Origin of the sequence: Kitasatospora sp. NPDC088346 (assembly GCF_044740765.1) — a bacterium.
Classification (GTDB): Bacteria; Actinomycetota; Actinomycetes; order Streptomycetales; family Streptomycetaceae; genus Kitasatospora.
The window spans coordinates 157,713-171,346 of the sequence record NZ_JBIURH010000006.1 but is presented as its reverse complement, the minus strand read 5'-3'; the positions used below and the strand labels follow the sequence as shown (position 1 = coordinate 171,346).

13 protein-coding genes are annotated in these 13,634 nt (G+C 71.4%); 7 read left to right on the top strand and 6 right to left on the bottom strand.

Going from position 1 to position 13,634, the window contains the following annotated elements:
- Positions 1 to 17: 17 nt before the first annotated feature.
- Together tal and tkt are read right to left on the bottom strand one after the other, a co-directional pair.
- Entirely contained in the window at positions 18 to 1,133 is a 1,116-nt protein-coding gene (gene tal, locus ACIOFR_RS11630; RefSeq protein WP_400995099.1) for a transaldolase, read from the bottom strand.
- Positions 1,134 to 1,228: 95 nt separating this feature from the next.
- On the bottom strand, positions 1,229 to 3,325 hold the full coding sequence (tkt, locus tag ACIOFR_RS11625) for a transketolase (protein WP_400995096.1): 2,097 nt from the start codon (positions 3,323 to 3,325) through the stop codon (positions 1,229 to 1,231).
- A 475-nt stretch (positions 3,326 to 3,800) separates the two neighbouring features.
- Here tkt and ACIOFR_RS11620 point away from each other — a divergent pair, with 475 nt between their 5' ends.
- On the top strand, positions 3,801 to 4,742 hold the full coding sequence (locus tag ACIOFR_RS11620) for a heme o synthase (protein ID WP_400995094.1): 942 nt from the start codon (positions 3,801 to 3,803) through the stop codon (positions 4,740 to 4,742).
- A gap of 98 nt (positions 4,743 to 4,840) precedes the next feature.
- On the opposite strand, the gene ACIOFR_RS11615 is transcribed toward ACIOFR_RS11620, so the two are convergent.
- Positions 4,841 to 5,482 (bottom strand): DUF2461 domain-containing protein, encoded by a 642-nt coding sequence (locus ACIOFR_RS11615; RefSeq protein WP_400995092.1) that lies wholly within the window; start codon positions 5,480 to 5,482, stop codon positions 4,841 to 4,843.
- Positions 5,483 to 5,567: 85 nt separating this feature from the next.
- Here ACIOFR_RS11615 and ACIOFR_RS11610 point away from each other — a divergent pair, with 85 nt between their 5' ends.
- Complete coding sequence (locus tag ACIOFR_RS11610; protein ID WP_400995089.1) at positions 5,568 to 5,906, top strand: hypothetical protein; 339 nt, start codon at positions 5,568 to 5,570, stop codon at positions 5,904 to 5,906.
- 11 nt (positions 5,907 to 5,917) lie between these two features.
- On the opposite strand, the gene ACIOFR_RS11605 is transcribed toward ACIOFR_RS11610, so the two are convergent.
- Positions 5,918 to 6,904: a heme A synthase gene (locus ACIOFR_RS11605; RefSeq protein ID WP_400995087.1), complete on the bottom strand. Its 987-nt coding sequence runs from the start codon at positions 6,902 to 6,904 to the stop codon at positions 5,918 to 5,920.
- Between the two features lie 356 nt (positions 6,905 to 7,260).
- Here ACIOFR_RS11605 and ACIOFR_RS11600 point away from each other — a divergent pair, with 356 nt between their 5' ends.
- Positions 7,261 to 7,908 (top strand): sortase-dependent protein, encoded by a 648-nt coding sequence (locus ACIOFR_RS11600; protein WP_400995084.1) that lies wholly within the window; start codon positions 7,261 to 7,263, stop codon positions 7,906 to 7,908.
- 7 nt (positions 7,909 to 7,915) lie between these two features.
- Here the strand turns inward: ACIOFR_RS11600 and ACIOFR_RS11595 are convergent, their stop codons facing one another.
- Both ACIOFR_RS11595 and ACIOFR_RS11590 read right to left on the bottom strand, forming a co-directional pair.
- Entirely contained in the window at positions 7,916 to 8,635 is a 720-nt protein-coding gene (locus ACIOFR_RS11595; RefSeq protein WP_400995347.1) for an ABC transporter permease, read from the bottom strand.
- A gap of 41 nt (positions 8,636 to 8,676) precedes the next feature.
- The gene (locus ACIOFR_RS11590; protein WP_400995081.1) at positions 8,677 to 9,603 is read right to left on the bottom strand and encodes an ABC transporter ATP-binding protein; all 927 of its coding nucleotides are present in this window, start codon (positions 9,601 to 9,603) and stop codon (positions 8,677 to 8,679) included.
- A gap of 156 nt (positions 9,604 to 9,759) precedes the next feature.
- Here ACIOFR_RS11590 and ACIOFR_RS11585 point away from each other — a divergent pair, with 156 nt between their 5' ends.
- The 4 genes from ACIOFR_RS11585 to ACIOFR_RS11570 are packed head-to-tail and all read left to right on the top strand — an operon-like array spanning position 9,760 to position 13,634.
- Complete coding sequence (locus ACIOFR_RS11585) at positions 9,760 to 10,623, top strand: helix-turn-helix transcriptional regulator (RefSeq protein WP_400995079.1); 864 nt, start codon at positions 9,760 to 9,762, stop codon at positions 10,621 to 10,623.
- Positions 10,616 to 12,028 (top strand): Fe-S cluster assembly protein SufB, encoded by a 1,413-nt coding sequence (sufB, locus tag ACIOFR_RS11580; protein ID WP_371499872.1) that lies wholly within the window; start codon positions 10,616 to 10,618, stop codon positions 12,026 to 12,028. Before ACIOFR_RS11585 ends, sufB begins: the two co-directional genes overlap by 8 nt.
- Positions 12,029 to 12,084: 56 nt before the next feature.
- On the top strand, positions 12,085 to 13,320 hold the full coding sequence (sufD, locus tag ACIOFR_RS11575; protein WP_400995076.1) for a Fe-S cluster assembly protein SufD: 1,236 nt from the start codon (positions 12,085 to 12,087) through the stop codon (positions 13,318 to 13,320).
- Complete coding sequence (locus ACIOFR_RS11570; RefSeq protein ID WP_400995073.1) at positions 13,317 to 13,634, top strand: bifunctional 3-phenylpropionate/cinnamic acid dioxygenase ferredoxin subunit; 318 nt, start codon at positions 13,317 to 13,319, stop codon at positions 13,632 to 13,634. The genes sufD and ACIOFR_RS11570 overlap by 4 nt, the downstream gene beginning before the upstream one ends.

Genomic DNA, 13,634 nt, shown 5'->3' with positions numbered 1-13,634 from the left:
TATGGCGACGAGCAGGATCACTTCTCGTCGGCGAACGAGGCCAGCGACGCCGTCACCGTGTCCACCAGCTCGTTCCAGGAGGCCTCGAACTTCTCCACGCCCTCGTCCTCCAGCACCTGGACCACGTCGGCGTAGTCCACACCGGCGGCGGCGATGGCGTCCATCACGGCCTGCGCGTCGGCGTAGTTGACGGTGATGGTGTCACCGGTGATCACGCCGTGGTCGTCGGTGGCGTCCAGGGTGGCCTCGGGCATCGTGTTGACGGTGCCGGGGGCGACCAGCTCGGTGACGTAGAGGGTGTCGGGCAGCGACGGGTCCTTGACACCCGTCGAGGCCCAGAGCGGGCGCTGCGGCTTGGCACCGGCGGCCTCCAGCGCCTTCCAGCGCTCGGAGCCGAACACCTCCTCGTACGCCTGGTAGGCGAGGCGGGCGTTGGCCAGGGCGGCCTTGGAGCGCAGGTCGCGGGCGTCGCCGCCGATCTTCTCCAGGCGCTTGTCGATCTCGGTGTCCACGCGGGAGACGAAGAACGAGGCGACCGACTCGATCGAGGACAGGTCCAGGCCGGTGGCCTTGGCCTTCTCCAGGCCGGAGAGGTACGCGTCCATGACGGCGCGGTAGCGCTCGAGCGAGAAGATCAGCGTGACGTTGACGCTGATGCCCTTGCCGAGCACCTCGGTGATGGCGGGCAGGCCGGCCTTGGTGGCGGGGATCTTGATGAACACGTTCGGGCGGTCCACCAGCCACCACAGCTGCTTGGCCTCGGCCACGGTCGCCGCGGTGTTGTGGGCCAGGCGCGGGTCGACCTCGATGGACACCCGGCCGTCGCGGCCGTTGGAGGCGTCGTAGACGGGGCGCAGCACGTCGGCCGCGTCCCGGACGTCGCTGGTGGTGATCATGCGCAGGGCCTCGTCCGTGGTGAGCTTGCGCACGGCGAGGTCGCGGAGCTGGCTGTCGTAGGCGGTGCTGCCGCCGCCGATGGCCTTCTGGAAGATGGTCGGGTTGGTGGTGACCCCCACCACGTGCTTGCTCTGCACCAGCTCGGCCAGGTTCCCGCTGTTCAGCCGGTCGCGGCTGAGGTCGTCCAGCCAGATCGCCACGCCTTCGTCGCTGAGGCGCTTCAGTGCGTCAGTCATGGTGCTCAGTCCTCTTCTTATCTTTTTGTCTTCGTTCGGGTCGTCGGAGGGGCCGGGGTACCGATGTGCGGTCGGGTACCCCGGCTCCGGTGGTGCTATCGGGAGACGGCCTCGACCGTGCGGAGCGAGGCGCGGGCCGCGTTGGCGACCGCGTCGGCGGTCAGGCCGAACTCCTGGAAGAGCACCTTGTAGTCGGCGGAGGCGCCGAAGTGCTCCAGGCTGATGATCCGGCCGGCGTCGCCGACCAGTTCGCGCCAGCCCTGGGCGATGCCGGCCTCGACCGAGACGCGGGCCCGGACGTTGGGCGGCAGCACACTGTCGCGGTAGGCCTGGTCCTGCTCGTTGAACCACTCGATCGAGGGCATCGAGACCACGCGGGTCGGGACGCCGTCGGCCTCCAGGGCCTCGCGGGCCTGGACGGCCAGCTGGACCTCGGAGCCGGTGCCGATCAGGATCACCTTCGGGGCGCCGTCGGACGCCTCGGCCAGCACGTAGCCGCCCTTCGCGGTGCCCTCGGCGGAGCCGAAGACCTCGCGGTCGAAGGTCGGCACGTTCTGCCGGGTGAGCGCCAGGCCGACCGGGCCGGGGTGGCTGGTGTGCCGCTCCAGGACGGTGCGCCAGGCGACCGCCGTCTCGTTGGCGTCGGCCGGGCGGACCATGGCCAGGCCCGGGATGGCGCGCAGCGAGGCCAGGTGCTCGACCGGCTGGTGGGTCGGGCCGTCCTCGCCGAGGCCGATCGAGTCGTGCGTCCAGACGTAGGTGACCGGCAGCTTCATCAGGGCGGCCAGCCGGACGGCCGGGCGCATGTAGTCGGCGAACACCAGGAAGGTGCCGCCGAACACGCGGGTGCGGCCGTGGAGCGCGATGCCGTTCATGGTGGAGCCCATGGCGTGCTCGCGGATGCCGAAGTGGATGGTGCGGCCGTAGGGGCTCGCGGACTTCAGCGGGTTGCCCTCGGGGAGGAAGGAGCTGTCCTCGTCGATGGTGGTGAGGTTGGACTCCGCGAGGTCGGCCGAGCCGCCCCACAGCTCCGGGATCACCGCGCCGAGCGCCTTGAGGGTTTCGCCGGACGCCTTGCGGGTGGCGACCTCCTTGCCGGCGGGGAAGGAGGGGACGGCCTTCTCCCAGCCGGCCGGGAGCTCGCCGATCTGGATCCGGTCGAAGTCGGCGGCGCGCTGCGGGTTGGCGGCGTGCCAGGCGCGGAAGCCCTGCTCCCACTGCTCGCGGGCGGCCTTGCCGCGCTGGATGACGTGCCGGGCGTGGTCCAGGACCGCCTCGGAGACCTCGAAGGTCTTCTCCGGCGAGAAGCCGAGCACCTTCTTGGTCGCGGCGATCTCGGCGTCGCCGAGCGCGGAGCCGTGGGCCTTGGCGGTGTTCTGGGCGTCCGGGGCCGGCCACGCGATGATGGTGCGCATCGCGATGATCGACGGGCGCTCGGTCTCGGCCCGGGCGGCCTCCAGGGCGTCGGCGAGCGCGAACACGTCCACGTCGCCGTCGGCCTTGGGGGTGATCCGCTGGACGTGCCAGCCGTACGCCTCGTAGCGGGCCAGGACGTCCTCGGAGAAAGCGGTCGCGGTGTCGCCCTCGATCGAGATGTGGTTGTCGTCGTAGAGCGCGACCAGGTTGCCCAGCTTCTGGTGGCCGGCGAGCGAGGAGGCCTCGGCGGAGATGCCCTCCTCCAGGTCGCCGTCGGAGACGATGGCCCAGATGGTGTGGTCGAACGGCGACTCGCCGGCCGGGGCCTCGGGGTCGAACAGGCCGCGCTCGTAGCGGGCCGCCATCGCCATGCCGACCGCGTTGCCGATGCCCTGGCCGAGCGGGCCGGTGGTGGTCTCCACGCCCGCGGTGTGGCCGTGCTCCGGGTGGCCGGGGGTGCGGCTGCCGGCGACCCGGAAGGCCTTGAGGTCGTCCAGCGACAGCCCGTACCCGGCCAGGAACAGCTGGGTGTAGAGCGTCAGCGAGGTGTGCCCCGGGGACAGCACGAAGCGGTCGCGGCCGACCCAGGACGGGTCCGTGGGGTCGTGGCGCAGGAAGTGCTGGAAGATGACGTAAGCCGCGGGGGCCAGGGACATCGCCGTGCCCGGGTGGCCGTTGCCCACCTTCTGCACGGCGTCCATGGCCAGGACCCGGGCGGTGTCCACGGCCCTCTGGTCCAGTTCGGTCCACTCGAATACGTTCGGCGTCGTGCTCACCCTGACTCAGGGCTCCTTCCATAGTGAAGTGTGACCCCGTGAAGGGGACCGGGTCGGCCACGGCGCTGTGGACCTGACGCTTGGATGGTGCCGGTCACGGAGGGTTGATCCCGCTTCTCTGTGCGAGCCTACCGCCCTGGGGGCCCCTCACCCTGCGTGGTGGGACAACCGGGGTTTCCGGGGGACCATTCCCCCGGGACTGTGTCACCTTCTCCGTCCTACCCTCACGGAAACTCCGCCGTTCCGCGCGTCCGAGGGGTAAGACGAACGCGTGCGAAATCCGGTGAAACGCCCATATCTCCTGTCCGGTCTGCGGTGATTCACCCGGCGGTGTGCGGTTCGGCTCGCCGGGGTACCCCGGAGCCGGCCGGGAGATATGGAGCGTCTAAGGTGGCGTGGTACGCGCAGAGCGGACGTATCGGCACCCGTGGGTGCGGTGGACGCCTGTGAAGGTTCATCGTGAGTTGGGGTGTTCGTGACCGCCGTCGAATCCCGCCCCGCCGGGGCGGTCGGAGCGACGCCTGCGCATCGGCCGTTCGGGGCCCGTGTCGGGGCGTTCGTCGCACTGACGAAGCCTCGGATCATCGAGCTGCTGTTGATCACCACCGTGCCGGTGATGTTCCTGGCGCAGCGCGGTGTGCCGGATCCGCTCCTGGTCCTCTGGGTCGTGGTCGGCGGGTACCTGTCCGCCGGCGGCGCCAACGCGCTCAACATGTACATCGACCGCGACATCGACGCGGTGATGAGCCGCACCGAGCGCCGTCCGCTGGTGACGGGCATGGTCTCGCCGCGCGAGGCGCTGGTCTTCGGCATCGCGCTGGCGGTCGGTTCGACGATCTGGCTCGGGGTGCTGGTCAACGCGCTGGCCTCGGGGCTCGCGCTGCTCGCGCTGCTGTTCTACGTGTTCGTGTACACGCTCGGTCTGAAGCGGCGCACGGCGCAGAACATCGTCTGGGGCGGGATCGCGGGCTGCATGCCGGTGTTCGTCGGCTGGGCGGCCGTCACCAATTCGGTGTCCTGGTCGGCGCTGGTGCTGTTCCTGGTGATCTTCTTCTGGACGCCGCCGCACTACTGGCCGCTGTCGATGAAGGTCCGGGACGACTACGCCCGGGCCGGCGTGCCGATGCTGCCGGTGATCAAGGGCAACCTGGCGGTGGCCCGGCAGATCGTCGCCTACTCCTGGGTGATGGTCGTGGTCTCGCTGGCGCTCTGGCCGCTGGCGCACACCAGCTGGCTGTACCCGGTCGCCGCGGTGGTGCTCGGCGTGGCCTGGCTGAAGGAGGCGCACGGCCTGCACGCCCGCGCCAAGGCCGGTGTGGTCGGCGCCAAGCTCAAGGAGATGCGGCTTTTCCACTGGTCGATCACCTACCTGACCCTGCTGTTCGTGGTCATCGCGGTCGACCCGTTCGTCAAGTAGCGAGGGCGGCTCCGCCCCGAAGGGCCCCACCGGTCGACCGGTGGGGCCCTTCGTGTACGCCCCGCGGCACCGTCCCGCGGCACCGCCCTGCGGGGCCCTCAGCGGGGCGGGAGCGCGCTGGGGCCCACGTGGTCGTCCAGCCAGTCCTTCAGCGGCCGGGAGGCGCGCAGGAAGGCGGTGATCCGCCGGTACGCCGCAGGGGTGCCCAGCCAGTCGGCGGGCTCCCACTCCTGCCAGGCCACCAGGCCCTTGTTGCGCAGCAGTTCGATCCTCGGGTGGTCCTTGGGGTAGCCGCGCGGGGCGGTCTTCAGCGGGTCCCGCCCGGAGACCACCGGGCCCGCCCGGTGGACCTCGGCGATCACCCGTTCCAACTCCGCGCCGGTCACGTCCTCGGCCACGGCGGCGCGGTAGCGCTCCAACTGGTCGGAGGCCAGCTGGTACATCCCGTTGCCGCAGGCCAGCCCGTCGGCGGAGAGCTGGATGTAGCCGCCGGCGGCCAGGTAGCCGCCGATGTGGGTCTTGTACGGCGCCTTGTCGGCGCTGAACCGGACGTCGCGGTTGGGGCGGAAGATCTTGCCGGGGCCGAACTCCGGCTCCAGCCGTTCCAGCAGCTCGGCCATCGGCTCGCGCACCGCGCGCTCGTACACCTCCCGGTGCTCGGTCCAGAAGGCCTTGGAGTTGTCGGCCTCCAGTCGCTCGTAGAACTCCAGCGCCTCGTCCTGCCAACCGTCGAAAGTCACCGGGTCAGGCTATCCGCGGAGCGTGTGGCCCGCCGCACACCGTGCTCCCGTCGCCAGGGCGGCTACCGATCGGTAGCATGCGGGCATGACCAGCGCAGAGAACGCCACCACCGCCGCGCCCGACGCCCGCGCCGAGCGGCGTGCCAAGCGCATCGCCAAGCACCTCACCCGGTTCGCCGCCCAGCACGGCGGCAGTGCCGAGGGCGTCGTCGAGTACGTCGGCCGCACCGCGACCCGGATCGTCGTGGTCGGCGCGGACGGCGCCTGGGGCGACCAGGTCGCCCCGACCCACGCCGTCGGCCTGCGGGCCGCCCAGCTCGCAGGCCTGACCCTGCACGACAGCTTCGAGGGCGAGCTCGGGCTCAAGGTGAGGACCAGCGCCTACGAGTGGAAGCGGATGGCCGGTATCCAGATCGGCGGCTGACCGGACGGGGTTCAGACCGCGGTGGCCTGCGGGGCGGGTGCCGGCGCGTCGGGGGCGGGCACGACGGCGGCGGGCTCGTCGGCGCGGGTGCGGAGCGCGAACGGGATCCGCAGCGCGGCGATCCAGGTCAGGGCGGCGCCCACCATGTGCACGCCGACCATCACCTCGGGGGCGTCGGTGAAGTACTGGACGAAGCCCAGCAGGCCCTGCAGCACCAGCACCAGCATCAGGTCGCGGACCCGGTCCCGCGCGGCCCGCGGCGCCTTGACCGCGGCGAACACGAAGATCACCGCGATGGTCAGGCCGACCGCGACGAAGGCCAGGTCCGCGTGGGCCTGGGCGAGCCGGTCGTAGTCCAGCATGATCCGCCGGACCGGCTTGTCCATCGTCCCGGAGGAGCCCGGGTGGTGGCCCGCGCCGGTCACCAGGGTGCCGGCCAGCACCAGCAGGCCGACGACCAGCACCAGCACCCGGGACAGCCGCAGGATCGGCTCGGCGACCAGCGCCCGGGGCGCGCCGTCGCCCTCCTTCGAGCGCTCCCACATCAGCACCGCGACCCAGACCAGCGCCATCGCGGCCACCATGTGCAGCGCCACCACGTACGGGTTGAGGTGGGTCAGCACGGTGACGCCGCCGATCACGGCGTTGCTCATCACCAGCCAGAACTGCGCCCAGCCGAGCCGGGTCAGGCCGCGCCGCCAGGGGGTCGCGCAGCGGGCCGCCAGGGTGGCCCAGGCGATCGCCGCGCACAGCACGTAGGTGAGCATCCGGTTGGTGAACTCGATGACCCCGTGCAGGCCCATCTCGGGCGTCGGGGTGAGGCTCTCGCCGGTGCAGCGGGGCCAGGTGGTGCAGCCGAGGCCGGAGGCGGTGAGCCGGACGGCGCCGCCGGTGAGCACGATGACCACGCTCATCACCAGCGCGGCGAGCGCGGCCCGCCGGACGGTCTCGGCGGTCGGGTGCCAGCGGTCGGCGAGGAGGGAGGAGGGGGTACGCACCCGTTCATCCTAGGTGGGCTTACGTCCGATCTTGGGGCGGGGCGGCCGCTGCCGGGATCCGTCGCGCCCGGCGGACTCTTCGAGCGAATCGGACATTGGTCTCGACCAATCTGCCGGACGCTCGACCGGGCGCGCGCGGTCACGCACCCGCCCGCCGTCCACCTGTTGACCACGCCGCCCCCGCCCGTCGACCACTGCGGGATGTGACGGTTCGCCAGATGTGTCGGAATTGCGCCCGATTCGCGGGGATTCCCCCCGGGGTGGACGCAGTTCCGTCCCGGATCTAGGCGTGAGTGGACCTCCTGTGGTGAGGTGCGGCCAGATTCACGCCATTCGGCTGAAAAGAGGAGCAGAGCATGGCAGGGCAGCGACGCATATCCGGTGGTCTGGTCGCAGCGGCGGCCGGTCTGGGCATCGTGGCACCGCTGGTGCTGGCCGGAAGCGCCTCCGCGCACACCAACAAGACCCAGATCACCTGCGAGAAGGTCACCGTCGACCTGACCGCGTACAACTCCAAGAGCGGCAACACCGTCACCCTGGTCATCGGCGCCGACAAGGTGCTCGACAAGGTGGCCTTCGGCAAGTCGTTCCACCAGGAGTTCACGGTGCCGGCACACACTGCGGACGTCACCGCGACCCTGACCGTGCAGACCGACGAGGACAAGGAGGGGAAGAAGGGCTGGAGCTTCACCAAGCAGCTCACCGCCCACGAGTGCCCGGTCCCGTCCACCAGCCCGAGCACCTCGGTCTCCCCGTCGTCGAGCACCAGCGGCACCCCGACGGCCAGCACCACGCCGTCGCAGAGCACCTCGGGGACCCCGAGCTCCACCCCGAGCGTCTCCGCGACCGGCCCCGTCCCGAGCGCCTCCCCGAGCGGGCCGCAGCTGGCCTCCACCGGTGGCGGCGGCAACGCGGGGGTCCTCGCGGCCACCGGCGTCGGCGTGATCGCGATCGGCGGCGGGGTCATGTTCCTCGTCCGCCGCCGCCCGTCGCGCCGTCACTGACGCATGGTCACTCCCAGCGGAAGAACCGGCTGGCTGCGCCCAGTCCCAGAACGGCCCAGGCGGACAGGATCCCCAGGTCCGCCCACGGCACCGAACCGCCGTACTGGAGCACTGAGCGCAGCCCGTCGGACAGCGCGCCGACCGGCAGCAGCTCCAGCACCGGCCGCACGGCCGCGGGGAACTTCGACAGCGGCACCACGACACCGCCGGCCAGCAGCAGCAGGACGAACACCAGGTTGGCGGCGGCCAGCGTGGCCTCCGCGCGCAGCGTGCCGGCCATCAGCAGGCCGAGGCCGGAGAACGCGGCCGTGCCCAGCACCAGCAGCGCCAGCACCGCGGCCGGGCCGCCCTGCGGCGACCAGCCCAGCGCCAGCGCGATCGCCGACAGCAGCAGCACCTGGAGCACCTCGGTGACCAGCACGCAGCCGGTCTTCGCGGTGAGCAGCGCCCAGCGCGGCAGGGGCGTCGAGCCCAGCCGCTTGAGGACGCCGTAGCGGCGCTCGAAGCCGGTGGCGATCGCCTGGCCGGTGAAGGCGGTGGACATCACGGCGAGCGCCAGCAGGCCGGGCGCCAGGAAGTCGACCCGCCGGCCGGGCCCCTCCACCGCGACCACGTCCACCGCGCTGAACAGCACCAGCAGCACGGTCGGGATGACCACCGTCAGCAGCAGCTGCTCGCCGTTGCGCAGCAGCATCCTGGTCTCCAGCGCGGTCTGCGCCAGCAGCATCCGGCCGACCGGGGCGGCCCCGGGTCGGGGTTCGAAGGTGGTCACGAGCGCAGCTCCCGTCCGGTCAGTTCCAGGAAGACGTCCTCCAGGCTGCGCCGCTGCACGGCCAGCTTCTCGGGCATCACGCCGGCCTCGGCGCACCAGGCGGTGACGGTGGCCAGCAGGCGGGGGTCCATCGGGGCCTGGACCCGGTACGAGCCGGGGGTGGGCTGGGTGGCGTCCGCGCCGTCCGGCAGGACCTTGCGCAGGCCGGTCAGGTCGAGGCCGGGCGGGCCGTCGAAGCGCAGGCTGCTCTCGGCGCCGCCCCGGCAGAGCTCCTCCGGGCTGCCGCTCGCGATCACCCGGCCGCGGTCGATCACGGCGACCCGGTCGGCGAGCTGTTCGGCCTCGTCCATGTGGTGGGTGGTGATCACCACGGTCACGCCGTCCCGGCGCAGTTCCCGGACCAGCTCCCAGGTGGCGCGCCGGGCCTGCGGGTCGAGTCCGGCGGTGGGCTCGTCCAGGAAGACCAGCTCGGGGCGGCCGACCACGGCCATCGCCAGGGCCAGGCGCTGCTGCTGGCCGCCGGAGAGCCGGCGGTAGGTGGTGCGGCCGCAGGAGTCGAGGCCGAGGCGCTCGATCAGGGGCTGCAGGGGGAGCGGGTCGGCGTAGAGGCGCGCGGTGTGCCGGAGCATCTCGACGGCCCGGGCGCCGGCGTAGACGCCACCCGTCTGGAGCATCACGCCGATCCGGGGTCGCAGCCGTGCGGCGTCGGCGACCGGGTCGAGCCCGAGCACGCGGACGGTGCCCGCGTCGGGGCGGCGGTAGCCCTCGCAGGTCTCGACGGTGGTGGTCTTGCCGGCCCCGTTCGGACCGAGCACGGCGGTGACCGTGCCGCGCTCGATGGCCAGGTCGAGGCCGTCCACGGCGAGCTTGTCGCCGTAGCGTTTGACCAGCCCGGCCACCTCGACGGCGGGTGTTGTCTGCATACCGGGGAGTCTAAGAGGGCCGCACGCGGGGGCCGTCCACCGCCCTCCTGTGATCGTTTTCGCAGGTCAGGTAAGCCTTACCTGCGTGATTGAAGCCACGGATGAGGCGTGGGTCACGGCTTGTCCTTCCGGAAGGAATTACGCAACAATCGTGTTGTGAAATACATGCGCGAGCACAGCCCTGAGTCGGAGGCCGAGTCGGCCTCCGGCCCCGTGCTGCCCGCGCCGGCGGCCGAGGCCCCGCTCGACGGGCACCGGGCGACCCGGGACCGGGTCGCCCGCTCGATCCTCGACCACGGGCCCTCCTCCGCCGCCGACCTGGCCAGCCGCCTCGGGCTGACCGCCGCCGCAGTCCGCCGGCACCTGGACGCCCTGGCCGCCGCCGGCCTGGTGGAGTCCCGGGACCAGCGGGTCTACGGCAGCCGCGGCCGGGGCCGTCCGGCCAAGGTCTTCGCCCTGACCGAGTGCGGCCGGGACGCCTTCTACCAGGCGTACGACCAGCTCGCCGCCGACGCACTGCGCTGGATCTCCGACGCGGTGGGCGGCGGCCCGGCGGGCGAGGAGGCGGTCGCGGCGTTCGCCCGGGCCCGCTTCCACAAGCAGGGGGAGAAGTACCGCAGTGCCCTCGACGAGGCCGACGACGGCCGCCGGGCCGAGGCGCTCGCCCTGGCGCTGAGCGCCGACGGGTACGCTGCCACGGTGCGGCGAGTGCCCGCCGCGACGGCCGCCAAGGCCCCGGTGGGGGCCCAGCTCTGCCAGCACCACTGCCCGGTCGCGCACATCGCCGAGCAGTTCCCGCAGCTCTGCGAGGCGGAGACCGAGGTCTTCTCCCAGCTCCTGGGCACCCATGTGCAAAGGCTGGCCACGATCGCCCACGGCGACGGGGTCTGCACCACCTATGTGCCGGCACCCGGTGCCGCACCGTCTCCCGCGCGTGAGCGGGAGCCCGGTGCCGTGCCGACTGTCGGTACGTCCCGACACGAATCGGCTCGTCCGCGCGGAGGAACCTCGCATGACTGACATCGCACACCCGGAGCTCGAAGGCCTGGGCACCTACGAGTACGGCTGGTCGGACCCCGACGCCGCCGGTGCCACCGCCAAGCGCGGCCTCAGCGAGGACGTCGTCCGCGACATCTCGGCGAAGAAGTCCGAGTCCGAGTGGATGCTCAACCTGCGCCTCAAGGGTCTGAAGCTGTTCGGCAAGAAGCCCATGCCGACCTGGGGTTCCGACCTCAGCGGCATCGACTTCGACAACATCAAGTACTTCGTCCGCTCCACCGAGAAGCAGGCCGAGTCCTGGGAGGACCTGCCCGCCGACATCAAGGCGACGTACGACAAGCTCGGCATCCCGGAGGCGGAGAAGCAGCGCCTGGTCGCGGGTGTCGCCGCGCAGTACGAGTCCGAGGTCGTCTACCACCAGATCCGCGAGGACCTGGAGGAGCAGGGCGTCATCTTCCTGGACACCGACACCGCGCTCAAGGAGCACCCGGAGCTCTTCAAGGAGTACTTCGGCACCGTCATCCCGGTCGGCGACAACAAGTTCGCCTCGCTCAACACGGCGGTGTGGTCCGGCGGTTCGTTCATCTACGTGCCGAAGGGCGTGCACGTCGACATCCCGCTGCAGGCCTACTTCCGGATCAACACCGAGAACATGGGCCAGTTCGAGCGGACGCTGATCATCGTCGACGAGGACGCCTACGTCCACTACGTCGAGGGCTGCACCGCCCCGATCTACTCCTCGGACTCGCTGCACAGCGCCGTGGTGGAGATCATCGTCAAGAAGGGCGGCCGCTGCCGCTACACGACCATCCAGAACTGGTCGAACAACGTCTACAACCTGGTCACCAAGCGCGCCGTGGCGTACGAGGGCGCGACCATGGAGTGGGTCGACGGCAACATCGGCTCCAAGGTCACCATGAAGTACCCGGCCGTCTACCTGATGGGCGAGCACGCCAAGGGCGAGACCCTGTCGATCGCCTTCGCGGGCGAGGGCCAGCACCAGGACGCCGGCGCCAAGATGGTGCACATGGCGCCGAACACCTCCTCCAACATCGTCTCCAAGTCGGTGGCGCGAGGCGGCGGCCGGACCTCCTACCGCGGGCTGATCGAGATCGGCGAGGGCTCCAAGGGCGCCAAGTCCAACGTGCTCTGCGACGCGCTGCTGGTCGACACCGTCTCGCGCTCGGACACCTACCCGTACGTCGACGTCCGCGAGGACGACGTGTCGATGGGCCACGAGGCGACCGTCTCCAAGGTCAGCGAGGACCAGCTCTTCTACCTGATGAGCCGGGGCATGACCGAGTTCGAGGCGATGGCGATGATCGTCCGTGGCTTCGTCGAGCCGATCGCGCGCGAGCTGCCGATGGAGTACGCGCTGGAGCTGAACCGGCTGATCGAGCTGCAGATGGAGGGATCGGTCGGCTGACGCCCGCCGCCCGCCGTCCCACCCGCACTTTTCAGGAAGAGAGCACTACGACAGCCATGGCTGACGTCAACACCACCTCCGGCGCCACGACCGCCGGCTCGATCGAGGTCGGCACCGCCGGCGCCGGCGCGCAGCTGGCCGGCCCCGGCACCGGCCGGGCCGCGGTCACGCAGCCGATCGACGCCCGCGTCGCGGTCAAGCCCTCGTACGACGTGAACGACTTCCCGGTGCCGACCGGCCGCGAGGAGGACTGGCGGTTCACCCCGCTGCACCGCCTCGCCGGGCTGCACGACGGCACCGCGGCGGAGGCCGTCCGGGGCGAGGACAAGATCGACCTCGGCCTGCCCAAGGGCGTCAGCGCCTCGCTGGTCGGCCGGGACGACGAGCGGATCGGCCGCGCCGGCAAGCCGGTCGACCGGGTCGCCGCGCAGGCGTTCAGCTCCTTCGAGCAGGCGCTCGTGGTCACCGTCCCCCAGGACGCCGTGCTCACCGAGCCGGTCCGGATCGACGTGCACGGCGAGGGCGGGGTCGCCTTCGCCCACGTGGTGATCGACGTCAAGCCGTTCGCCGAGGCGGTCGTGGTGATCAACCACACCGGTACCGGCACCCGGGCCGCCAACGTCGAGCTGCTGCTCGGCGACGGCGCCAAGCTCACCTTCGTCTCGGTCCAGGACTGGGACCGCGACGCCGTGCACGTCGCGCAGCACACCGCGCTGGTCGGCCGGGACGCCTCGCTCAAGTCCGTCGTGGTCACCTTCGGCGGCGACCTCGTCCGGCTGCACCCGCGGGTCAACTACGCGGGCCCCGGCGGCGAGGCCGACCTGTTCGGCCTGTACTTCGCCGACGCCGGCCAGCACCTGGAGCACCGTCTGGTCATCGACCACGACACCCCGCACTGCCGTTCCAACGTGGCGTACAAGGGCGCGCTGCAGGGCCGGGACGCGCACGCGGTCTGGGTCGGCGACGTGCTGATCCGCGCCGCCGCCGAGGGCACCGACACCTACGAGCTCAACCGCAACCTGGTGCTCACCGACGGCGCCCGGGTCGACTCGATCCCGAACCTGGAGATCGAGACCGGCGAGATCACCGGCGCCGGCCACGCCTCGGCGACCGGCCGCTTCGACGACGAGCAGCTGTTCTACCTCCAGGCCCGCGGCATCCCGGCCGACGAGGCCCGCCGCCTGGTGGTCCGCGGCTTCTTCGCCGAGCTGGTCCAGCAGATCGGCGTCGCCGAGATCCAGGACCGCCTGATGGAGAAGATCGACGCGGAGCTGGAAGAGACCGTCGCATGAGCTTCCTCCGCGCCTGCGCGCTGACCGACCTCGCCGAGGACGAGCCCAAGCGGGTCGACCTCAACGGCGTCCCGGTCGCGCTGGTCCGCACCGAGGGCGAGGTGTTCGCGATCAACGACACGTGCTCGCACGCCAACGTCTCGCTCTCCGAGGGCGAGGTCGAGGACTGCATGATCGAGTGCTGGCTGCACGGCTCCAGCTTCGACCTGCGGACCGGCAAGCCCTCCGGACTGCCCGCCACCAGGCCGGTCGCCGTCTACCCCGTAAAGATCGAAGGGGACGATGTGCTCGTCTCCGTCAACCAGGAGTCCTGA

Excerpts from the sequence above, each read along its gene's own strand:
- tal (WP_400995099.1), bottom strand. The coding sequence starts at position 1,133 with ATGACTGACGCACTGAAGCGCCTCAGCGACGAAGGCGTGGCGATCTGG.
- ACIOFR_RS11610 (WP_400995089.1), top strand. The coding sequence starts at position 5,568 with ATGACCAGCGCAGAGAACGCCACCACCGCCGCGCCCGACGCCCGCGCC.
- ACIOFR_RS11600 (WP_400995084.1), top strand. The coding sequence starts at position 7,261 with ATGGCAGGGCAGCGACGCATATCCGGTGGTCTGGTCGCAGCGGCGGCC.
- ACIOFR_RS11595 (WP_400995347.1), bottom strand. The coding sequence starts at position 8,635 with ATGCTGCTGGCGCAGACCGCGCTGGAGACCAGGATGCTGCTGCGCAAC.
- ACIOFR_RS11590 (WP_400995081.1), bottom strand. The coding sequence starts at position 9,603 with ATGCAGACAACACCCGCCGTCGAGGTGGCCGGGCTGGTCAAACGCTAC.
- sufB (WP_371499872.1), top strand. The coding sequence starts at position 10,616 with ATGACTGACATCGCACACCCGGAGCTCGAAGGCCTGGGCACCTACGAG.
- sufD (WP_400995076.1), top strand. The coding sequence starts at position 12,085 with ATGGCTGACGTCAACACCACCTCCGGCGCCACGACCGCCGGCTCGATC.
- ACIOFR_RS11570 (WP_400995073.1), top strand. The coding sequence starts at position 13,317 with ATGAGCTTCCTCCGCGCCTGCGCGCTGACCGACCTCGCCGAGGACGAG.